Origin of the sequence: Streptomyces sp. AM 2-1-1 (assembly GCF_029167645.1) — a bacterium.
Taxonomy (GTDB): domain Bacteria; phylum Actinomycetota; class Actinomycetes; order Streptomycetales; family Streptomycetaceae; genus Streptomyces.
On the sequence record NZ_CP119147.1, the window covers coordinates 3,045,160 to 3,066,647 of the forward strand.

Annotated in this window: 18 protein-coding genes; 11 read left to right on the top strand and 7 right to left on the bottom strand. The window is 72.5% G+C overall.

All coding sequences use genetic code 11. The features are described from left to right. Positions 1-252: 252 nt before the first annotated feature. Both PZB77_RS12945 and PZB77_RS12950 read left to right on the top strand, forming a co-directional pair. Entirely contained in the window at positions 253-1,425 is a 1,173-nt protein-coding gene (locus tag PZB77_RS12945) for a SpoIIE family protein phosphatase (RefSeq protein ID WP_275496042.1), read from the top strand. 218 nt (positions 1,426-1,643) lie between these two features. Further along, positions 1,644-2,825, top strand: a complete 1,182-nt coding sequence (locus PZB77_RS12950) for a PP2C family protein-serine/threonine phosphatase (RefSeq protein WP_275492748.1) — start codon at positions 1,644-1,646, stop codon at positions 2,823-2,825. A gap of 166 nt (positions 2,826-2,991) precedes the next feature. On the opposite strand, the gene PZB77_RS12955 is transcribed toward PZB77_RS12950, so the two are convergent. Continuing rightward, positions 2,992-3,678, bottom strand: coding sequence for a histidine phosphatase family protein (locus PZB77_RS12955; protein ID WP_275492749.1), 687 nt, complete (start codon positions 3,676-3,678; stop codon positions 2,992-2,994). Next, positions 3,675-4,982: a glutamate-1-semialdehyde 2,1-aminomutase gene (gene hemL, locus PZB77_RS12960; protein WP_275492750.1), complete on the bottom strand. Its 1,308-nt coding sequence runs from the start codon at positions 4,980-4,982 to the stop codon at positions 3,675-3,677. The genes PZB77_RS12955 and hemL overlap by 4 nt, the downstream gene beginning before the upstream one ends. A 288-nt stretch (positions 4,983-5,270) precedes the next feature. On the opposite strand from hemL, the gene PZB77_RS12965 reads away from it, so the two are divergent. From PZB77_RS12965 to PZB77_RS12985, 5 genes are all read left to right on the top strand, one after another. Then, positions 5,271-5,444: a hypothetical protein gene (locus tag PZB77_RS12965; protein WP_275492751.1), complete on the top strand. Its 174-nt coding sequence runs from the start codon at positions 5,271-5,273 to the stop codon at positions 5,442-5,444. Next, positions 5,435-5,872, top strand: a complete 438-nt coding sequence (locus tag PZB77_RS12970; protein ID WP_275492752.1) for a hypothetical protein — start codon at positions 5,435-5,437, stop codon at positions 5,870-5,872. Before PZB77_RS12965 ends, PZB77_RS12970 begins: the two co-directional genes overlap by 10 nt. Before the next feature lie 252 nt (positions 5,873-6,124). Next, positions 6,125-6,406, top strand: coding sequence for a hypothetical protein (locus PZB77_RS12975; RefSeq protein ID WP_275492753.1), 282 nt, complete (start codon positions 6,125-6,127; stop codon positions 6,404-6,406). A 77-nt stretch (positions 6,407-6,483) separates the two neighbouring features. Then, a complete protein-coding gene (locus tag PZB77_RS12980) occupies positions 6,484-7,233 on the top strand; it encodes a Mut7-C RNAse domain-containing protein (RefSeq protein ID WP_275492754.1) in 750 nt (249 codons plus the stop codon). Between the two features lie 110 nt (positions 7,234-7,343). Then, positions 7,344-8,102 (top strand): SDR family NAD(P)-dependent oxidoreductase, encoded by a 759-nt coding sequence (locus PZB77_RS12985; RefSeq protein WP_275492755.1) that lies wholly within the window; start codon positions 7,344-7,346, stop codon positions 8,100-8,102. Positions 8,103-8,165: 63 nt separating this feature from the next. Here the strand turns inward: PZB77_RS12985 and PZB77_RS12990 are convergent, their stop codons facing one another. After that, entirely contained in the window at positions 8,166-9,359 is a 1,194-nt protein-coding gene (locus PZB77_RS12990; RefSeq protein ID WP_275492756.1) for an RtcB family protein, read from the bottom strand. A 236-nt stretch (positions 9,360-9,595) separates the two neighbouring features. On the opposite strand from PZB77_RS12990, the gene PZB77_RS12995 reads away from it, so the two are divergent. The 3 genes from PZB77_RS12995 to PZB77_RS13005 all read left to right on the top strand — a co-directional run bounded on the left by PZB77_RS12995 (position 9,596) and on the right by PZB77_RS13005 (position 13,506). Continuing rightward, positions 9,596-10,480 (top strand): DUF3558 domain-containing protein, encoded by an 885-nt coding sequence (locus PZB77_RS12995; RefSeq protein ID WP_275492757.1) that lies wholly within the window; start codon positions 9,596-9,598, stop codon positions 10,478-10,480. Positions 10,481-10,671: 191 nt separating this feature from the next. Beyond that, on the top strand, positions 10,672-11,577 hold the full coding sequence (locus PZB77_RS13000) for a DUF3558 domain-containing protein (protein WP_275492758.1): 906 nt from the start codon (positions 10,672-10,674) through the stop codon (positions 11,575-11,577). 396 nt (positions 11,578-11,973) lie between these two features. Then, positions 11,974-13,506 carry a DUF2637 domain-containing protein gene (locus PZB77_RS13005; protein ID WP_275492759.1) on the top strand — a complete coding sequence of 511 codons (1,533 nt, stop codon included), beginning with the start codon at positions 11,974-11,976 and terminating at the stop codon, positions 13,504-13,506. Positions 13,507-13,580: 74 nt separating this feature from the next. Here PZB77_RS13005 and lysS read toward each other — a convergent pair whose 3' ends face one another. After that, on the bottom strand, positions 13,581-15,335 hold the full coding sequence (gene lysS / locus PZB77_RS13010) for a lysine--tRNA ligase (RefSeq protein WP_275492760.1): 1,755 nt from the start codon (positions 15,333-15,335) through the stop codon (positions 13,581-13,583). A gap of 144 nt (positions 15,336-15,479) precedes the next feature. On the opposite strand from lysS, the gene argS reads away from it, so the two are divergent. Continuing rightward, a complete protein-coding gene (gene argS, locus PZB77_RS13015; RefSeq protein WP_275492761.1) occupies positions 15,480-17,264 on the top strand; it encodes an arginine--tRNA ligase in 1,785 nt (594 codons plus the stop codon). A 73-nt stretch (positions 17,265-17,337) separates the two neighbouring features. On the opposite strand, the gene PZB77_RS13020 is transcribed toward argS, so the two are convergent. From PZB77_RS13020 to PZB77_RS13030, 3 genes are all read right to left on the bottom strand, one after another. Continuing rightward, on the bottom strand, positions 17,338-17,766 hold the full coding sequence (locus tag PZB77_RS13020; RefSeq protein WP_275492762.1) for a hypothetical protein: 429 nt from the start codon (positions 17,764-17,766) through the stop codon (positions 17,338-17,340). 180 nt (positions 17,767-17,946) lie between these two features. Then, complete coding sequence (locus tag PZB77_RS13025; protein ID WP_275492763.1) at positions 17,947-19,194, bottom strand: phospholipase D-like domain-containing protein; 1,248 nt, start codon at positions 19,192-19,194, stop codon at positions 17,947-17,949. Positions 19,195-19,427: 233 nt separating this feature from the next. Then, entirely contained in the window at positions 19,428-21,095 is a 1,668-nt protein-coding gene (locus tag PZB77_RS13030; RefSeq protein ID WP_275492764.1) for a transcriptional regulator, read from the bottom strand. Positions 21,096-21,488: the final 393 nt, after the last annotated feature.

A 21,488-nucleotide genomic window follows, 5' to 3' on the forward strand; every position in this document is an offset into this window, starting at 1 on the left:
CGCACCGCCCCGACCAGGGATGTTTCCTTCCTGCAATTGTTGTCAGTGAACAACTATTACCTCTAGTCTCGTCGCGGACGCATCGTGCGGCCCCATGGCCCGCCGGTCCATGGTGAGAGGAGGCACAGCGCCTTGGGCACCCCGCCCCCCACGGTCCTCGTACCTCGTGACGGCAGTAGCCCCGAGCCGTCGAGGACCGGCACCGCCGCGCCCCTTCCCGCCGCCCGTACCGGTGGCTCGCCGGGCTTCGACCTGTGGAGCGGTGACGGCCCCAGCGTCCTGCTGATCGAGGACGACCCCGGTGACGCGCTGCTCGTCGAGGAGATGGTCGCCGACAGCGGGGTCGCCATCGACCTGTCCTGGGCGCGCACGCTCGCGGAGGCGCTCGACGCCCTCGACCGGGACGCCCCGGAGTGCGTCCTGCTCGACCTCCACCTCCCCGACTCCCAGGGCCTCGGCGCACTGGAGACGATCCTCTCCCGCTCGCCCGGCACGGCCGTGGTGGTCCTGACGGGGCTCGCCCAGGACGAGTCCGGCCTCGCCGCCGTCGCCGGCGGCGCCCAGGACTACCTGATCAAGGGGCGGCTCGAAGCGGACGTCTTCGTCCGGGCCATCCGCTACGCGATACAGCGCAAGCGCGCCGAACGCTCCGCGGCCGACCTCCGGGAGAGCCGGCTGCGTGCGGAGGAGAACAGCCGGGTCGAACGCGGCCTGCTGCCGACTCCGCTGCTCGTCGACGACACCACCCAGGTCTGCTCCCGCTACCGGCCCGGCCGTGCCCAGAGCCTCCTCGGCGGCGACTTCTACGACGTCGTCCAGACGCCCGACGGCACCACGCACGCCGTCGTCGGCGACGTCTCCGGGCACGGGCCCGACGAAGCGGCCCTCGGTGTGTGCCTGCGGGTCGCCTGGCGGTCGTTCATCCTCTCCGGAGCGCGCGGGCAACGCCTCCTGGACCTGCTCGAACAGATGCTGGTGGCCGAACGCTCCGGCCCCGAGATCTTCGCCACCCTCACCACCCTCAGCCGCGCGGCGGGCGCCCCCCGGGCCGACGTCATGCGGGCCGGCCATCCCGGGATGCTGCTCCGCCCGCCGGACGGCCCGGTGCGGCTGGAGGAAGTGCGGGGCGGCCCCGTGCTGGGCCTGCTGCCCGGTCGCGCGCGCTGGCCCGTGACCTCCCTGGAAGCGCCCCGGGGGACGCGGCTCGTCCTCTTCACCGACGGCCTCATCGAGGGCCGTACCGGCAAGGGGTACGAACGCCTGGGCGAGGCGGGCCTCGTGGAGATCGCGCGGGAGTACGCCGGCCTTCCGGCCGACGACTTCGTCGACTCCGTCATCCAGAGGTGCGAGGACCTCGCCGCCGACAGCGGCGGCCTCGCCGACGACGTGGCCGTCCTCCACCTCGGCTGGACGGACACCGTGTGACGGCGGCAGCCGCACCGGCCCCTTTCCGCCCCGCCGGGCGGTGAGTGCGGCCCGGTCGCTCCGCCGTCGGAGCGGCCCGGCGCGAAGGGCCCGGCCGTGGACCGCCGGACGCCCGCGGCCCCGTTACCCTGCTCCACCCCGAGCAGCCCTCCCGCGCGGTACCCCGAGAAACCCCCCTGTACTGCCCCGCCTCACCCTGGCGAGAAAGCCGACCGACTGTGACTAACTACCTGGCCGTGGAACGCGCCCTGCGCACCGCCGCGCCGCACGCACTGGTGGAGGCCGCGCGCGCCGTCCTGGCCGAGCACTACGGTGCCTCGGGCATCGAGCTGCTGATGGCCGACTACAGCCTCACGGTGCTCCAGCCGGTCGACGCCCCACCGCGTGCGGAGGGCCCGGTGCCGGTGAACAGCAGCCCCGAGGGGCGCGCCTTCGGCAGCCAGACGCCGTACGAGCGCCCCGCGGCGGGGAAGGACGGCTCGGTCGTCCTGCACCTGCCGGTGACGGTCCGGGGCGACCGGCTCGGTGTCCTGAACGTGATGCTCCCCCGGGAGCTGCGCACCACCGCGGCGGTCCACGACCTCACCGAGATCGCCCAGCTCCTCGGCCACGAGATCATCGTCGCCGAACGGGACACCGACCTCTACCTCCGGGCCCGCCGGGTCAGCCGGCTGACGCTCGCCGCCGAGATGCAGTGGCAGCTGCTGCCTGCCCGGGCCTGTTCCCGGCCGCAGTACGCCATAGGGGCCCAGCTGGAACCCGCGTACGCCATCCACGGCGACAACTTCGACTGGTCCACCACCGCCGACACCCTGACCCTCACCGTCACCAACGGCATGGGCGAGGGCATCGAGGCCTCGCTCCTCACCAACCTCGCGGTGAACGCCCTGCGCAACGCCCGCCGGGCGGGCGTCGGGATAGCGGACCAGGCGGCACTCGCGGACCAGGCGCTCTACGCCGAGTACCGGGGGGCGGCCCACGTCTCGACGCTGCTGCTCACCTTCGAACTGGCCACCGGCAACGTCCAGGTGGTGGACGCCGGTTCGCCGCAGCTGTGGCGCAGGCGCGGCAAGACCGTCGAGCGCATCGAGCTGGAGGCGCAGCTCCCGCTCGGCATGTTCGAGGAGACCGCCTACGTCGCCCAGGAGTTCCAGGTGCTGCCGGGGGACCGGCTGATCTTCGTCAGCGACGGCGTCTACGCGGCGGCGAACGGCACCGGAGAGGCGTACGGCGAACGGGCCCTGGCCCGGGCCGTCCAGGGGGCGAGCCTGCTGCACGCGCCGTCCGTGCCGCGGGCCGTGCTGGAGGCGCTCGCCGAGCACCGCGCCGCGGAGCCGGAGGACGACGCCCTGGTCGTCTGCCTCGACTGGTTCGGTGAGAAGGGCGGCCCGGAGGGCTGACGGGCCCCGGACGCGGCTGATCCCGGGTGCGGGCCACTCTCGTGGGCCGCACCCGGGATCAGCCGTATCCGGTCGGGTCCGTGCGCGACGTCACCCCCGGGCCGGACGTTCCCGCGCACGCGGTCACCCCTCGTACGGGGCGACCGGGCGCACGCGGGTCACGCCGTCAGGCGCCGACCCCCTTCGACTGCCCCTTCACCGGCTTCGCCCCGGCGAGCAGGTGCGCGGGCACCAGGTCGCGGGCGGGCTCGGAGTAGCCCACCGAGACGATCTTGTCGCCCTGGTAGGTGAAGGTGGTCAGCGAGGCGAGGGTGCACTGCCGCTTGCGCGGGTCGTGCCAGAGCCGGCGGCGCTCCACGAAGCTGCGCACGATCCAGATCGGCAGCTGGTGGCTGACGCAGACCGCCTCGTGCCCCCGGGCCGCGTCGCGCGCGGCGTCCAGGGCGCCCATCATCCGCACGACCTGCTCGACGTACGGCTCGCCCCAGGAGGGCTTGAACGGGTTGGTGAGGTGCCTCCAGTTGTCCGGCCTGCGCAGCGCGCCGTCGCCGACTCCGAAGGTCTTGCCCTCGAAGACGTTGCCGGCCTCGATCAGCCGCCCGTCGGTGGCGAGGTCGAGGCCGTGGGCCTTCGCGATCGGCGTGGCGGTCTCCTGGGCGCGCTCCAGCGGGGAGGCGACGACGTGCGTGACGTCGCGCCGCTCCAGGTGCTCGGCGACCCGGTCGGCCATCTTCCGGCCCAGCTCGGAGAGGTGGTAGCCGGACCTGCGCCCGTAGAGGACGCCGTCCGGGTTGTGCACCTCGCCGTGGCGCATCAGGTGGACGACGGTGATGTCCTTGGCGTTCTCGCTCATGCGGTGGCCTCCGAGGCGGCGCGGGCTGCGGCGGGCAGGGCGGCGGCGATGCGCTCGACGGCCCGCGCGTCGTGGGCGGTGGAGACGAACCAGGACTCGAACGCCGAGGGCGGCAGGTAGACGCCCTGGGAGAGCATCGAGTGGAAGAAGGCGGTGTAGCGGAACGCTTCCTGCTTCTTCGCGTCGGCGTAGTCCCGGACCGGCCCGTCGGTGAAGAAGACGGAGAACATGTTGCTCGCCGTGGAGACGTGGTGGGCCACGCCCTCCTTGCTGAGCGCGCCGCTCACCAGGCCCTGGAGCTCGGCGGAGACCGCGTCGAGCTTGGCGTAGGCCGCGTCGTCGAGCAGCCGCAGCTGGGCGAGGCCGGCGGCGGTGGCGACCGGGTTCCCGGAGAGGGTGCCCGCCTGGTAGACGGGACCGGCCGGGGCGAGGTACGCCATGACGTCGGCGCGGCCGCCGAAGGCCGCGGCCGGGAAGCCGCCGCCCATGACCTTGCCGAAGGTCATCAGGTCGGGGCGGACGCCGTCGACGCCGTACCAGCCGGCCTTCGACGTGCGGAAGCCGGTCATGACCTCGTCGGAGACGTACAGCGCGCCCTCGGCGGCGCAGAGTTCCTTGAGGCCGGCGTTGAAGCCGTCCGCCGGGCGGACGACGCCCATGTTGCCGGCGGCGGCCTCGGTGATCACACAGGCGATCTCGCCGGGGTGCGCGGCGAAGGCGGCGCGGACGGCTTCCAGGTCGTTGTACGGCAGCACCAGGGTCTCTCCGGCCTGCGCGCCGGTGACCCCCGGGGTGTCGGGGAGCGCGAAGGTGGCGACGCCGGAGCCGGCGGCGGCCAGCAGCGCGTCGACGTGACCGTGGTAGCAGCCGGCGAACTTCACGACCTTGGCCCGGCCGGTGAAGCCGCGTGCCAGCCGGATCGCGGACATCGTCGCCTCGGTGCCGGAGGAGACCAGGCGCACCTGCTCGACGGGCTCGACGCGGGCCACCATCTCCTCGGCCAGCGCGACCTCGCCCTCGCCCGGCGTACCGAAGGAGGTGCCCCGGCCGACCGCCGCCCGGACTGCGCCGACGACCTCGGGGTGGGCGTGGCCGAGGATCATCGGCCCCCACGAGCAGACGAGGTCGACGTATTCGCGACCGTCCGCGTCGGTGAGGTAGGGACCGGTGCCGGACACCATGAACCGGGGCGTACCGCCGACGGCGTTGAAGGCGCGCACCGGTGAGTTCACACCACCGGGCGTCACGGCGGACGCCCGGTCGAAGAGCGACTGTGAGACTGGGGCTTCGTATGAATACGCCACTTTGGTCCTGATCTGCGATTCGGGGGGTCGGAGGGCCGGTGGGGACTTCGCGGCCACCGGTGCGGGCGGGGACGGCCCTGAGGAGCGCGCACTCCTCGTATCACGGAAGGGCGTCACCCCCCGCGCGTCTGCGAAACTGGGGCTTCATGGGGAAAGCTCACACATGCCATGGTGTCAGAGGCGCGCGCGGACTCGCGGGCAGGTGTTTCGCCGCACGCCTGCTGGGGAGGTCACTGACACGATGATCGGGTTGCGCGGTGTGGCTGGTGTCTCCTAAGAAGTAGTCGGGTGGATGAAATATGCATCGCGGTGGCGGAGTGGGCGAAGGCACCGACGGCCCGGGGCCCGAGCCTGCCCGGCGTGGGCGGCACCGGCGCGATGCTGAACGCGTACCGGGCAGCGGACCGGCACCGGATGCCGGCGGCGGCCCGGGGATCAGGAGCGGTGGCCGGATGGGGGTGACCTACAAGTACTTCGGTGCTCCGGACGGGGCGACCGCGGCACGCGTCCCCATCTCCATGCGCCCGGAGGAGCTGGGCGGGGACGAGCTCGGCATGGGCGGCATGTTCAGCAAGATCAAGCCGGAGACGGTGGCCGCCATGGTCCTCACCGGCATACAGGGGATCCCGCTGCACCAGGTCCCGCCGCTGGAACTCGTCGTCCTCCACCCCGACTACGCCGTCGTGAAGCTGCCGATGACCGTGGTCGACCCGCTGCGGGAGGTGGGCGAGGAGACGGTGGGCGCGGCGGCGTTCATATGGTCGACCGTCCCGGACCGGGGCGGCCCGCGCGACGCCTTCAACGTCTACCGCCTCCTCCACGAGTGGCAGGACTTCTCGGTCCGGCTGCACGACGCCGGCCACCAGGCGTACTGCCTGGTGTGGCCCTGACCCGAGGGACCGGCGGAACACCAGGGGCACACGGGGCTCCCGAGACTCCTGATACGCACGAGAACGCCCCCGCGGTCCGCTCGGACGGAGCGCGCGGCTGCCGGCCACACGCGCCCGGGTACACCGGAGCAGCGCCGCTCCTGATGCACACCCATCAGCAGTCTTCCGGCCATTCATTGGCCGAGAATCGATCTTCAGCCGAGTCCTCGAACCTGCCGACACAAGAGGACATCCGCTGAAGGAGGTCCCCCCGTGGGCGACGTGCTGCCGATCCTCTCCGTCCCCGCCGTGCTCCTCGCCGGCGGCGCGTACGCCGTCGGGTCGACCTGGTGGCGCCGGCACCACCCCGCCCCGCCGTCCCCGTACACCCGCCAGGCGCTGCGGATCGCCGAGGAACGGACGCTGGTCTCGGCCCGCGAGATCCTCGAGGACGCGTACGCCGCGTTCGGCCCGCTCTACACGGCTCCCGCCGCCCCGGCCGGCGGTCCGGACCCGCAGGTGCCCGCCTCCCGGGCTCCCGCCCCGCGGGCCTGACACCTTCCGGCGGCCGCCGGACGCCGGGCACGGACAATTCCCTCGCCGCCCGCACCCGCCGGTGGCATCCTGGGCCGGTGACCGAGCCCACCGTGACCACCCAGCGCATCACCGTCGAAGTAGCGCCCGAGCTGGGGGTGTTCGTCGCGCGCGACCGGCGCCGGGGGGTGACCGGGCTGACGACGGACGGCATGTCGACCCTCGGGCACGTCGTGGAGTCCCTCGGCGTGCCGCTCACCGAGGTGGGCGAGCTGGTGGTGGACGGGCTCGCGGTGCCGGTGTCCCGCGTCCCACGCACCGGCGAGCACCTCGCCGTACACGCGGTGGAGCGCCCGCAGCGGGTGCCGGGAGCGCCGTTGCGGTTCCTGCTCGACGTGCACCTCGGGACCCTCGCCCGCCGGCTGCGGCTGCTGGGCGTGGACGCGGCGTACGAGAGCGAGGACATCGGCGACCCCGCGCTGGCGACGCTCTCCGCGCGCGAGCGGCGGGTGCTGCTCTCCCGGGACCGGGGGCTGCTGCGGAGGCGGGAGATCTTCGCCGGGGCGTACGTCTACAGCGACCGGCCCGAGGAGCAGCTCCGCGACGTGCTGGGGCGCTTCGCTCCGGTCCTCGCGCCGTGGACCCGCTGCACCGCCTGCAACGGGCCGCTGCGGGAGGCCGACAAGGACGCGGTGAGCGACCGGCTGGAGCACGGCACGCAGGCGGCGTACGACGTGTTCGCGCAGTGCACGCTGTGCGAGCGGGTGTACTGGCGCGGCGCGCACCACGGGCACCTGGAGACGGTGGTCGCCGACGCGGTGCGCGAGTTCGGACCGGCCGCGGGCTGAGGGTACGGGCGGCGGTACGGCCGGGGGGCGGGCGGTGGTACGGCCCCGGGGCGGGCGGCGGCGTCCGCCTATCCTGGCCCCGTACCGGTCACCTGTCCGAGGAGTTCGTCATGGCCGCCACCCCCATCGCCGTCATCACCGGTGCGAGCAGCGGTATCGGTGCCGCGACCGCCCGGCAGCTCGCCGCCGCCGGTTACCGCGTGGTGCTCACCGCCCGCCGCAAGGACCGCATCGAGGCGCTGGCCGAGGAGATCAACGCGGCGGGCCACCAGGCGGCCGCGTACGCCCTGGACGTGACCGACCGCGCGGCGGTCGACGAGTTCGCCACCGCGTTCGGCTCGCTCGCGGTCCTGGTGAACAACGCGGGCGGCGCCCTCGGCGCGGACCCGGTCGCCACCGGCGACCCGGCGGACTGGCGCCAGATGTTCGAGACCAACGTCCTGGGCACCCTCAACCTCACCCAGGCCCTGCTGCCTGCCCTCACCGCGAGCGGTGACGGCACGATCGTGGTGCTGACCTCGACGGCGGGCCACGGGACGTACGAGGGCGGCGCGGGTTACGTGGCGGCCAAGCACGGCGCGCACGTCCTCGCCGAGACGCTGCGGCTGGAGATCGTGGGGACGCCGGTGCGGGTCATCGAGATCGCGCCCGGCATGGTGAAGACCGACGAGTTCGCCACCAAGCGCTTCCGCGGTGACGTGGAGAAGGCGGCGAAGGTGTACGCGGGCGTCGACGCGCCGCTCACCGCCGAGGACGTGGCCGACACCGTCACCTGGGCGGTGACCCGTCCCAGCCACGTCAACGTCGACCTCCTGGTCCTGCGCCCGCGTGCCCAGGCCTCCAACACCAAGGTGCACCGCACGCTCTGAGCGGGACGCGTACGGGTCCGGCCCCCCGGACCGGACCCGTACGCACACCCCGCTTCCCCCGTCTCAGCCCTTCACGCAGACCAGCTGCTTCAGCTTCGCGACGACCCGCACCAGGTCCCGCTGCTGGTCGATGACCTTCTCGATCGGCTTGTACGCGCCGGGGATCTCGTCCACCACTCCGGAGTCCTTGCGGCACTCGACGCCCCGCGTCTGCTCCTCCAGGTCCCGGGTGGTGAAGCGGCGCTTCGCGGCCATCCGGCTCATCCGGCGACCGGCGCCGTGCGACGCGGAGTTGAAGGACTTCTCGTTGCCGAGGCCCTTCACGATGTACGAGCCGGTGCCCATGGAGCCGGGGATGATCCCGTACTCGCCGGAGCCGGCCCGGATCGCGCCCTTCCGGGTGACCAGCAGGTCCATGCCGTCGTACCGCTCCTCCGACACGTAGTTGTGGTGGCAGGAGATGACCGGCTCGAAGGCGACCTTCGCCTTGCGGAACTCCTTGCGGACGACGTCCTGGAAGAGGCCCATCATGACGGCGCGGTTGAACTTGGCGTACTCCTGCGCCCAGAACAGGTCGTTGCGGTAGGCGGCCATCTGCGGGGTGTCGGCGACGAAGACCGCGAGGTCGCGGTCGACGAGCCCCTGGTTGTGCGGGAGGCTCTGCGCGATGCCGATGTGATGGTCGGCCAGCTCGTTGCCGATGTTGCGCGAACCGGAGTGCAGCATCAGCCAGACCGCGCCCTCCTCGTCGAGGCAGAACTCGATGAAGTGGTTGCCGCCGCCGAGCGTGCCCATCTGCCGCACCGCGCGCTGCTGGCGGAACTTGACCGCGTCCGCGATGCCGCCGAACCGCGACCAGAAGTCGTCCCAGCCCGCCGTACCCGTCCCGGTCAGGCCGGCCGGGTCCACCAGCTCCTCGTGCATCCCGCGGCCGACCGGGATCGCCTCCTCGATGCGCGACCGCAGCCGGGAGAGGTCACCGGGCAGGTCGTCGGCGGTCAGGGAGGTCTTCACGGCGGACATGCCGCAGCCGATGTCCACGCCGACGGCGGCCGGGCAGACCGCACCGTGCATCGCGATCACCGAGCCGACCGTCGCCCCCTTGCCGAAGTGGACGTCGGGCATCACCGCGAGCCCCTTGATCCAGGGCAGGGTCGCCACGTTGCGCAGCTGCCGCATCGCGACGTCCTCGACCGACGCCGGGTCGGCCCACATCCGGATCGGCACCTGCGCGCCCGGCAACTCCACGTACGACATGGTTCCTCGATTCCCCCGACACACAGGACAGCTGAAGACGACGACAGCTGGAGACGACAACAGAAAGAAGCCTGAAAGGGCGCATAAGACGCAAAGCGCAAAACCGGTGCGAAGATCGGCAAACATCTCGGCCGACCGGCGTGCACAGCCGCACGTGCGATACACATTGTGTCCATCGGCCGCCCTCGCGCGGCAACTCGTTTTCGTACCGAAGGGGGCCTGGGACCTTGCGACCCATGGCGTACGTTCCCGGCATCGCGCTCCTCGCGGCGCTCGTCGCCGGCTGCACCGGGAGCTCGGGCACCGAGGACGCCACCGCCGACGCGAAGCCCGGCGGCCCCACCGTCCTCGTCGCACCCCCCGGCAAGTACCGGACGCTGCCCGAGGCCTGCCGGTCCGTGAGCACGGCCACCCTCGAGCAGTTGCTGCCCGGCGTGGCCGAACTCCCCGAGGAACAGCGGGAGAAGGTGTACGAAGGCCGGGCGTCGGTCACCTACGACACCGACCGCAAGGCGGGCTGCACCTGGCGGGCGCCGTCCGCCGACTCGACCCGCACCCTGGTGGTCGACTTCGAACGGGTCGTCTCCTACGACCCCTCGGTGAGCGACGAGGACAGCGCCGCCGCGGTGTACGGGAAGAAGGCGGAGGCGGCCGGACTGCCCGCCCCCTCACCGTCCGCCGACCCCTCTTCCCCCTCTCCGGCCTCCCCGGCCTCGCCGGGCGACGCCACCGCGTCGCCGTCCGCCGGGGACGGGGTGGCGCCCCAGGGATCCACCTCCCCCACGGCGCCCGCGTCGCTGGCACCGAGCACCGGCGACACCGGGGACGGGTCCGGAGCGGGGCACTCCGGCGACTCGGAGAACGCCGAGGACGCCGAGAACACGGCTCCCCGGACCCTGGATCACATCGGGAATGCCGCATTTCTCAATGATTCGGTCGAAAGCGGAGGTTCCACCGCTCAGCGCCGGACCGTCAGCGTGGTCTTCCGCACATCGAACGTGCTCGTCACCGTCCGGTACGCCGAGCAGGCCATCCGCGCGGCCGACGCACCGGAGAGTGCGGAACTCCAGGAGAAGGCCCAGGCACTGGCCCGGGGACTGGACGAGAGCATCAACGAATAGACCGCCGTTCCGGCCCGCGCCCGGGTCCTCGCCGGGGCCGCCGCGGCGGCCCGCCCCGGCCACGCGGGCTCCGCGTCCGTCGTACGGTGGCTCTCCGGAACACGTACCCGTACCGCCCGACCGCGCGACCGCGAGCAGGAAGACAACCGCCCGCACGACCGCGACCGCTGTCCCGTCCGAGTGAAGGAACCATGCACCGATCAGCTCCGCGACTGTCCCGCATACTCCTCTGCGCCGCCGTCCCGGTGATGCTCGCCGCCGCCGGCTGCTCGTCGGACTCCGACGACGCGAAGGAGAAGAGCTCCGCCTCCGGCTCCAGCGCCTCCGGATCGCCGAGCACGCCCTCCGCCAGCCCGACCGTGGAGCCGGCGAAGTTCGCCGGGCTGCCGGAATCGTGCAAGGCGCTCTCCACGAAGACGGTCAAGAAGCTCGTCCCGTCCGTGAAGAAGGCGTCGGGCACCGTGGCCAAGTCCAACGACGAGGACGCCCGGGGCGGCTGCTCCTGGAACGGCCTGGACGACCAGGGCGTCAAGGGCTCGGTCTACCACTGGCTGGACATCGGTTTCGTCCGGTACGAATCCGACCAGTCCCTCGGCAGCGGCGCGGAGCGCGCGACCACCGACTACACCAAGTCGGTCACCAAGGCGCAGTCCGCCGACGGCGCCAAGAAGCTCGCGACCACGCCGGTCTCCGGCATCGGCGACCAGGCGACCGCGATCACGTACACCCTGAACAAGACGAGCGAGGACTTCTCCTACGCGACGCTCGTCGTGCGCACGGCCAACGTCGTCGTCTCGGTGAACTACAACGGCACCGGGTACGCGGGCGCCAAGGCCCCCTCCGCCGCGGACATCCTGGCGGGCGCCCGAACAGCGGCGAAGGAAGCGGTCGCGGCCGTCGGCGGCACGGGCGGCGCCGCCGCGTCCGGGTCGGCGAGCCCGAGCGCCACCACCAGCGCCGATCCCAAGACGAGCAGCAGCAAGAGCACCGGCGCCGGCGACAGCCCGAAGACCAGCAGCAGCGAGAGCAGCGGCTCGGACGACTCGGACTCCGGCGCCACGGCGAAGGCGACCCCGAAGGCGACCAAGAAGTCCTGACGCGGGTCCGGCGCGGCCCGCGACGCCGGGCAGTCTCCGCCCGATCGGACCTCGCCCCGGGGTCCGGCCCTCCGCGCCGGACCCCGGCGGCACGTCCGGGCGGCCTCCGAGGGTCGGAGAGGCACCTGACGCCCTGTCGCGACCACCGCGCAGGGCCGGCGACGGGCGGCTCCCGCCGGTCGCGGCCAAGTCGTGACCGAAAGTCGCCCCCGGCGCAACGTCCCAGCCCAGAGCCCACCTTGCGGAATGCGGGGCTCCCCCCGGACTCCCCCGGGGACGGCCCTCCCGCCCTCCCCGCGCGTCACGTCTCGTACACGTGTGCCAGGCTGGCCCTTCGCCGGATGGTAGAAGCCGGGCGGAGAACAGAGGTCGGGGAGGGGATCGCGGGTGGCCGCGATGCAGCTCACACGCACGCACCGGATACTCATCGGGCTCGTCGTCGCCGGAGCGGTGGTCATCGCCGCGATCGGTTTCGCGGGCTCGTACGCGGCCGTGCGCGAACTCGCCCTGGAGAAGGGCTTCGGGAACTTCTCACTGGTCTTCCCGATCGGCATCGACGCGGGCATCTGCGTCCTGCTGGCGCTGGACCTGCTCCTGACGTGGATGCGCATCCCGTTCCCGCTGCTGCGCCAGACGGCATGGCTGCTGACGGCCGCGACCATCGCGTTCAACGGCGCCGCCGCCTGGCCCGATCCGCTCGGCACCGGCATGCACGCGGTGATCCCGATCCTCTTCGTCGTCGCCGTCGAGGCCGCCCGCCACGCGGTGGGCCGGATCGCCGACATCACCGCCGACAAGCACATGGAGGGCGTGCGCCTCACCCGGTGGCTGCTCTCCCCCGTTCCCACGTTCAAGCTGTGGCGGCGGATGAAGCTCTGGGAGCTGCGCAGCTACGAACAGGTCATCAAGCTCGAACAGGACCGGCTGATCTACCAGGCCCGCCTGCAGGCCCGCTTCGGCCGCGCCTGGCGGCGGAAGGCCCCGATCGAGTCGCTGATGCCGCTGCGGCTCGCCAAGTACGGAGTACCGCTCGCGGAGACCGCCCCGGCGGGCCTCGCGGCGGCCGGCATCGAGCCCGTGCTGCTGCCGCCCGCGCCGAAGGCCGCGCTCCTCCCGTACGAGGGGACGGAGCACGCGCAGGACGCCGGGCGCCGGCAGGACGCCACGCCCCACCCCCAGCAGCGGGACCTCCCGCCGCGCGCCGCCCTGCCGCAGCCGCGGGACCGGGACGCGCGGGGGCGCGACGGGTTCGCCCGGGACGGCTTCGCCCAGAACGACGTGCCGCCGGACGCGTATCCGCAGGACCCGTACCCCCAGGGGCCGTACCCGCAGGACACCCACCAGCAGCAGCGCGGTGACGACTACGTGCCGGTGGACCCCGACGCGCAGGTCAGCCCGTGGTTCGCGGGACAGCCGGCGGACCAGCCGTACCAGGGCGACTACGACCCGTTCCACGAGGACACCTTCGAGCGCGGGCCCTCCCAGGTGCCCTCGGGCGCCGGCGGCCGTACCCGCCCGCTGGGCAACGTCGGCACCATCGGCGCCGTCCCGTACCCGCGCGACGGCCGCCCCTTCGACCCCGACGAGGACGCCAGGGAGGCCGTCCAGGCCGCCGAGGAGACCGTGCGGGAGGCCGAGCGGGCCGCCCAGGAAGCGTCCGGGGCCGGGAGCGCCGGAACGGCTGGGTCCGCCGAGACCGCGCAGACCGCGGAGACCGCGGAAGATGCCGAGTACGCCGAGCTCGCGTACCAGGTCTTCCGGGACTTCGTCGCGACGAACAGCGGCTACCCCAGCACCGACGTCCTCGCCATCCACCTCGCCGACGGCCAGGACGTCCACCACCCGCGCAGCGCGGCCCTGTTGCGCCGCCTGATGCCGGAGTTCAAGCAGCGGTACGACGCGGAACTCGCGGCCGACCACATCGCCTGAGAGACGGCAAGGGGCCGCCACCCGGATGATCCGGGTGGCGGCCCCTTCCGTCGTCCTGCGGGCGGCCGGAGGCCTTACGCGCCGAGCAGCGCCCGCACCCGGTCCGCGCCGACGGCGAGGAGCAGGGTGGGCAGGCGCGGGCCGGTGTCCCGGCTGACGAGCAGGCGGTAGAGCAGCGCGAAGAACGACCGCTGCGCCACCTTGAGTTCGGGCGTCGGCTTGGCGTCGGGCGCGAGGCCCGCCAGCACCTTCGGCACGCCGTAGACGAGCGTGGTGAGCCCGTCCAGCGACCAGTGGCTGTCCAGGCCCTCCACGAGCAGGCGCAGCGACTCGCGGCCCTGCTCGTCCAGCGAGCCGAGGATCTCCGCGTCCGGCTCGGTGCGGACGACGGTGCGGGCTTCCGCCGGGACCTGGGTGGTGATCCAGTTCTCGGCCCGGTCGAGGCGGGGGCGCACCTCGTCGAGCGAGGTGAGCGGGTTCTCCGGGTCGAGCTCGCCGAGGATGCGCAGCGTCTGGTCGTCGGCGCCGGCGGTGATGTCGGCGACGGAGGCCAGCGTGCGGTACGGCAGCGGGCGCGGGGTGCTCGGCAGCTCACCGGCGGCCGTGCGGACGGCGCGCCCGTGGGCGGCGAGGTCGGCCGGCAGCGCGGTGCCGTCGGCGACCTTGCGCTCCAGGGAGTCCCACTCGTCGTAGAGGCGGTTGATCTCCTGGTCGAAGGCGATCTTGAAGGACTGGTTGGGCCGGCGGCGTGCGTAGAGCCAGCGCAGCAGCGGCGCTTCCATGATCTTCAGGGCGTCGCCCGGGGTCGGCACCCCGCCCTTGGAGGAGGACATCTTCGCCATCCCGGAGATGCCGACGAACGCGTACATCGGGCCGATCGGCTGGACGCCGTCGAAGATCTCGCGGACGATCTGGCCGCCGACGACGAACGACGAGCCCGGCGAGGAGTGGTCCACGCCGCTGGGCTCGAAGATCACGCCCTCGTACGCCCAGCGCATCGGCCAGTCGACCTTCCAGACCAGCTTGCCGCGGTTGAACTCGCTCAGCCGCACGGTCTCGGCGAAGCCGCACTCCGAGCAGGTGTAGTTCAGCTCGGTGGAGTCGTCGTCGTAGGAGGTGACGACGGTGAGGTCCTTGCCGCAGTTGCCGCAGTACGGCTTGTACGGGAAGTAGCCGGCGCTGCTGCCGCTGCCGTCGTCCTCGTCCGCCGCGCCGGAGCCCTCGGCGGCCTCCAGCTCGGCTTCGTCGACCTTCTTCTGCTGCTGCTTGCCCTTGCCCGCGGCGGCCGGGTCCTTCTTCGTCCGGTACCGGTCGAGGACGGCGTCGATGTCCGCGCGGTGGCGCATGGCGTGCAGGATCTGCTCGCGGTAGACACCGGCGGTGTACTGCTCGGTCTGGCTGATCGGGTCGTACTCGACGCCCAGCTCGGCCAGTGCCCCGGTCATGGCGGCCTTGAAGTGCTCGGCCCAGTTCGGGTACGCGGACCCGGCCGGGGCGGGCACCGAGGTGAGCGGCTTGCCGATGTGCTCGGCCCAGGACGCGTCGATGCCGGGGACGCCGTTCGGGACCTTGCGGTACCGGTCGTAGTCGTCCCACGAGATCAGGTGGCGGACCTCGTACCCGCGGCGGCGGATCTCGTCGGCGACCAGGTGCGGGGTCATGACCTCGCGGAGGTTGCCGAGGTGGATCGGGCCGGACGGGGACAGCCCGGACGCGACGACGACCGGTTTGCCAGGCGCACGACGCTCCGATTCGGCGATGACATCGTCCGCGAAGCGGGAGACCCAGTCGGTCTCTGTGCTGGTCTGACTCTCGGCCACGGTCGGCACGCCCTTCTCTCGTACGGGAAACTTCGGGGGCCCCGCCATTCTCCCAGGTACAGGGCGGAGCGCGAAAATGGCTTTGCGAGCGCGCTCACCGCCCGTGGGATACTCGGGGAAACCCTTACCCCCTACGGAAACGGCAGCCGGCACATGGCCTCGGTCCCTTCCCTCGCTTCCACGCTCCAGCAGCAGCTGGCGGACGCCCTGACGGCAGCACTGCCCGACGCCGGCGCCGCCGACCCGCTGCTGCGACGAAGCGACCGGGCCGATTTCCAGGCCAACGGCATCCTGGCGCTCGCCAAGAAGCTCAAGGGCAACCCCCGCGAGCTGGCCTCCCAGGTCACGGCCGCGATCCCGGTTGGCGGGCTGATCGAGGAGATCGAGGTCTCCGGACCCGGCTTCCTCAACGTCACCCTCACCGACCGGGCGATCGTGGAGACGCTCGCCGCGCGGGCCGCCGACGAGGAGGGCCGCCTCGGCGTGCCGACCGCGCCGGACGCCGGTACGACGGTCGTCGACTACGCCCAGCCGAACGTCGCCAAGGAGATGCACGTCGGCCACCTGCGGTCGGCGGTCATCGGCGACGCGATGGTGCGGATCCTGGAGTTCACCGGCGAGTCCGTGGTCCGGCGCCACCACATCGGCGACTGGGGCACGCAGTTCGGCATGCTCATCCAGTACCTCGTCGAGCACCCGGACCAGCTGGGCCACGCGTCCGAGGGCACGGACGCCGCGTCCGCGGGCGAGGCGGCGATGTCCTCGCTGAACCGGCTCTACAAGTCCTCCCGCGCGCTCTTCGACTCCGACGAGGAGTTCAAGGCCCGCGCCCGGGACCGGGTGGTCGCGCTCCAGGCGGGCGACCCGGAGACGCTCGCCATGTGGCAGCGGTTCGTGGACGAGTCGAAGGTCTACTTCTACTCCGTCTTCGACAAGCTCGACATGGAGATCTCCGACCCCGACATCGTCGGCGAGTCGGGGTACAACGACATGCTCGAGGAGACCTGCCGCATCCTGGAGGAGACCGGCGTCGCCGTCCGCTCCGAGGGTGCGCTCTGCGTCTTCTTCGAGGACGTGAAGGGCCCGGACGGCAACCAGGTCCCCCTGATCGTCAAGAAGACCAACGGCGGCTACGGCTACGCGGCGACCGACCTCTCCGCGATCCGCGACCGGGTGGGCAGCCTCAAGGCGAACACCCTGCTCTACGTCGTGGACGCCCGGCAGTCGCTGCACTTCAAGATGGTCTTCGAGACGGCCCGGCGGGCCGGCTGGCTGAGCGAGGACGTCAAGGCGCACCAGTTGGCCTTCGGCACCGTCCTCGGCAAGGACGGCAAGCCGTTCAAGACCCGTGAGGGCGTCACCGTCCGGCTGGAGGACCTCCTCGACGAGGCGGTCTCCCGGGCGACGGCCGTGGTGCGGGAGAAGGCCGAGAAGGTGGGCCTCTCCGAGGAGGAGATCGTCGAGAACGGCCGGTACGTCGGCATCGGCGCGGTGAAGTACGCCGACCTGTCCACGTCCGCCGTGCGCGACTACAAGTTCGACCTCGACCAGATGGTCTCGCTCAACGGCGACACCTCGGTCTACCTCCAGTACGCCTACGCCCGTATCCGCTCGATCCTCCGCAAGGCCGGGGACGCGAAGCCGGTCGCCCATCCGGAGCTGGAGCTCGCCCCGGCGGAGCGCGCGCTCGGGCTGCACCTGGACCGGTTCGGCGAGACGCTGGACGAGGTCGCGGCGGGGTACGAGCCGCACAAGCTGGCCGCCTACCTCTACCAGCTGGCGTCGCACCTGACGACCTTCTACGACCAGTGCCAGGTGCTCAGCGACGAGAACGCCCCCGAGGTCGTCGAGAACCGGCTCTTCCTGGTGGAGCTGACCGCGCGCACCCTGCACACGGGCATGGAGCTGCTGGGCATCCGGACGCCCGAGCGCCTCTGACACCCGGCGCGCCCGACGTGACGGGGCCCGGCGGATCCACTGATCCGCCGGGCCCCGTCCCAGGACGAAACGGCTACTGCGGGCGGCCCAGGGTCCAGCCGGACACGTCGGAGAGGCGCCCCCGCCAGAGCGGGAGCAGCACCGGGCTGACCCCGCCGACGCTGAGGGTGACGTCCCGCAGGTGGATCCAGCGCGGCAGACCGGGGTCCTCCTCGGCGCCGAACTCGCTGAGGCCCTGGTCGACGGATTCGGGGAACTCCGCGAGGAGGTTCGCTCCCTCGCCCTCCACCTGGCGCAGGCTCCGCGCCCACTCCGCCTTCCACTCCTCGTGCCCGATCACGTCGCCGTGCAGAACCCCACCGGCGATGGTGAGGGTCAGCGGGAGGCTGGAGCGGAGTTCGCGGTCGAGGAGCTGGATCAGCAGCTGGAGCTGGAGATCGGGCAGGGGTTCGGTGATCACCGCGGCTGTCGTTTCCCGTGACGTGTCAGCGGTCGCGCTCATGGGCCACTCCCTCTAGGTGACGTACGTCCCGGCGCTCCGGCGTCGGCCCCGGTCGTACGGCGGGTGCTGCGGCGGACACCGCTGGTGGCACGTGTGCCCCGGGCGGCCCGCCGCACACGTGCGGCGGGCGTGCGGCGGGTGTGCCGCGGACGGGCGACGGTCCGTCGCCGTCCGGGTGGGTCAGAGGAACCGGCGGATCGGGTACACGGAGGCCTCGCGGGCCCGCTGCACGACGGAGCGGCGGCGCCAGCGGCGGCCGTCGATCTGCACGCTCGCCGCGCGGTCCTCTTCGAAGTGGCCGTCGAGCACGGCGGTGAACTCGGGGTCCAGCACCGCGAGCATCACCTCCTCGTCGTGGTCGAGCGAGCGCCGGTTGAAGTTGGTGGAGCCGATGAGGGCGGCGACCCGGTCCACCGTGAGGGTCTTGGTGTGCATCATCGTCGGCTGGTACTGGTGGATCTTCACACCGCACGCGGTGAGCGCCTCGTAGTACCGCTGCCCCGCGAGCTGGCAGACCCGCTTGTCGGTGTACGGGCCGGGCAGCAGGATCTCCACCTCGACGCCGCGCCGGGCGGTGGCGCAGAGCAGCTCGGTGAAGTACTCGTCGGGCGCGAAGTACGCGGTGGTGAGGCGGACGCGCTCCTCGGCGGACTCGAGGACGACCCGGATCAGTGTCTGCATGTCCTGCCAGCCGAAGCTGGCGGAGCCGCGTACCACTTGGACGATCGCGTCGCCCTCCTGGGCACCGGAGACGAAGCGGTCGCTGTCGTCGAAGAGTTCCGCGTGGCACTCGGCCCAGTTCTGCGCGAACGCGGCGGCGAGTCCGTCGACGGCGGGCCCGCGCAGCCGGACGTGGGTGTCGCGCCACTCGTGCTCGTTGCGCGCGTCGCCGCACCACTCCTCGGCTATCCCGACCCCGCCGGTGAACGCGGTGCGCTCGTCGACGACGAGGACCTTGCGGTGGCAGCGGTGGTTCTGCTTGAGCGGCGAGAGGTAGAGCGGCTTGCGGAACCAGGCGACGTGCACGCCCGCGTCGCTCATCATCGCCAGCTGGTCCTTCTCGATGAGCCGGCTGCCGAACCCGTCGAGGAGCAGCCGCACCCGGACACCGGACCGGGCGCGCTCGGAGAGCGCCTCCGCGAACTTCTGGGCGATGTCTCCCCGCCAGTACACGAAGGTCATCATGTCCACGGTGTGCTCGGCGGTCCGTATCGCTTCGAGCATCGCGCCGAATATCTCGTCGCCGTTGCGCAGCGGGAGGAGGCCGTTCCCCTCGGTCGCGGCGATCCCGATGAGCCGCTCCAGCCGCCGTCGGAGGCGCTGGACGCGCTCGACCGCGAGTGCCGGGTCGATCTCCGTCGTTGCCGGGGTCCGCGCGTTTTCCGTCTCCTCGCTGCCGGAGGCGGCGGTGAGAGTGCTGCTGGTCATGGATCACCTTCCGGAGGACGAGGGCGGCGGCCCGCTGTCCCCCGCGGGCACGGGGGACGGAAGCCGCAGTCGGGCAGTCGGCCGTCGTACAGGTTGCCCGCGATACGCCGGGTCACTCCCCCGGGTGGTTTCGGTGCCCGCACCCGCCCTCCTGTTCACCGCCCCGGCCGCCGCCGACGTGTCCACCGCGGCGCGTGCGTTACCGATCCGCAGCACGCCGCCCGTCCGGGAGGTCACTCCCCCTCGTCCGCCAGGGCCGGATCCACGTACTCCGAGGACATCCACTGCGCCCGGTCGGCCCAGTAGACGTACCCGGGGCGGGCCTTGATGCTGCTCGTGCGGAAGGGCTCGCCGTGGTCGTCCACGCGCAGGGTGCCGCTCCGGTCGCCGCTGGTCCAGTCGAGCTCCAGGTACCAGCTGACGTCATGCCCTTCCACGTGGGCGTCGAGGTGGAAGACCTGCACGTCGGTGGAGCTGGTGCGGAACGGGAAGTCCTGCGCGGGGACGACGGCGTCGCCCTGCTGCCCGGCGACCGGCTTCGTGCGCGGCCGGCTGTCGTCGAGGTCGATGTCGAAGCTCCACGGGACGATCGCGCTGCCGCATCCCTCGCCCATCGAGAACGAGTTCCACGCGAGCGGCGCCTTGCGCGACTGGACCCGGACGTGGAGGGCGCTGACCACCACGGCCTGCGACGACGAGCCCTGCACGGTCACCTCCAGCAGTTGCGAACCACCGTCCACCCCGCCCAGCGCCTTCGCCCAGCTCCGGGCGTCCTGCGGCGGGGGCGGCGGCACGTCGTTCGCATCGTCGCCCAGGAGGTAGTACTGCCCGCAGGGCGAGTCCCAGTTGTACGAGGTGATGGAGGCGCTCAGCGGCACCGCGTCCGACGCCGCCGCCGCTTCCTCCTTCGCCGGGGGCACCGGGGTGGCCGCCCCGGTGGAGGAGGCCGGCGGGGAGGGCCGCGTCGAAGCCGACGCGGAGGCCGAGGCGCTCACCGACGGTGTACCGGACGGCTTGCGGGAGGGGGTCGGCGAGGCGGTCGTGGCGGTGGCCCCGGTCGCGTCGGCGTTCCGGCCGTCGCCGCCGCCGTCGGCGAGGTGACGGGCGACGAGCGCGGACGGCACGCTGAGCGCCACCACGACGGCGGCCGCCAGCAGCACCCGCGTGCGCCGTGGACGCGGGCGGCCGGCTCCACCGCCCTCTCTGCCCTCCCCTCCCGTCACCAGCGGTTCGGCCGGCTCCGGCCGCTCCGCGGGGTCCGCACCGGAAGCCCGGCGCCCACGGCGCCCCGGGACGGGGCTCGCGGGGGCGGGGCTGCGGGTCGCGGGGCTTCCGGTGGGGAGGACCCCGGACGCGGCGGCCGACGGGCCGGCGGGCGCAGGTGCGGGAGCGGGCGTGGGCACGGTGGGGACAGGCTCTCCCTCCCCGCTCCGATCCGGTTCCGTTTCTCCTCCCGTACCTGATTCCGTTTCCGGTCGGCGGGACGTGTCCCCAGCCGACGGGGTGCCCTCCACGCCCTCTGGGGTCCGGCCGTCGTCCGCGGCTTCGTCCCCCTCGTCCGCGGCTCCTTCTCCCTCTTCCGCATCGGCCGGGCGGGCCCAGGAGGGAACGGTCGCCGCGGGCGTCGCCGCCTTCACCTTCCGTGTTCCCCCGGCCTTCTTCGCCTGGTCCGCCAGGATCCACTGCCGGTGCAGTCCGACCAGTTCGTCCGGCGTCGCGCGGCAGAGCCTCGCCAGGCGCTCGACCGGCGCGTAGTCGTGCGGGACCGCGTCACCGTTGCAGTACCGGTGCACCGTGGACGTGCTCATGTGCAGCCGCTTGGCCAGCGTCCCGTAACTCATTCCGGACCGTTCCTTCAGCGCGACCAGCGCTGCGGCGAAGTCCTGGATTTCCGTGCCCACGCGACCGTTCCCCCTTCGTTCCCGTCCCGGAAGAGCATTCCAGGGACCTCACATATCCGCAGGTCAGAGGCGGTGCAAGCGTTCCCGCGTCCCAGTTCTGCGGTGATCCGTTGCCGCTGGGACGGGGCGCCGGACACGATGTGGCCATGCCGGGTCGCCGACCGCGAACGGCCCTCACCCCACCGCCTCACCACCCGGAGCCGTCATGCCCGGATCCGGTCGTACCCGCTTCGTCGGCACCGTCGCCGCAGGAGTCCTGATCATCGTGTGCACGGCGGTCCCCTCGCTCCTCCGTCTCTGAGGAACGCCCCTCGGCGACGACGTCATTGTCCAGTACACCGGTTCAACCCGGGGACGCCCAACCGGCGCCCCACCGCGACCCACACAACTTCG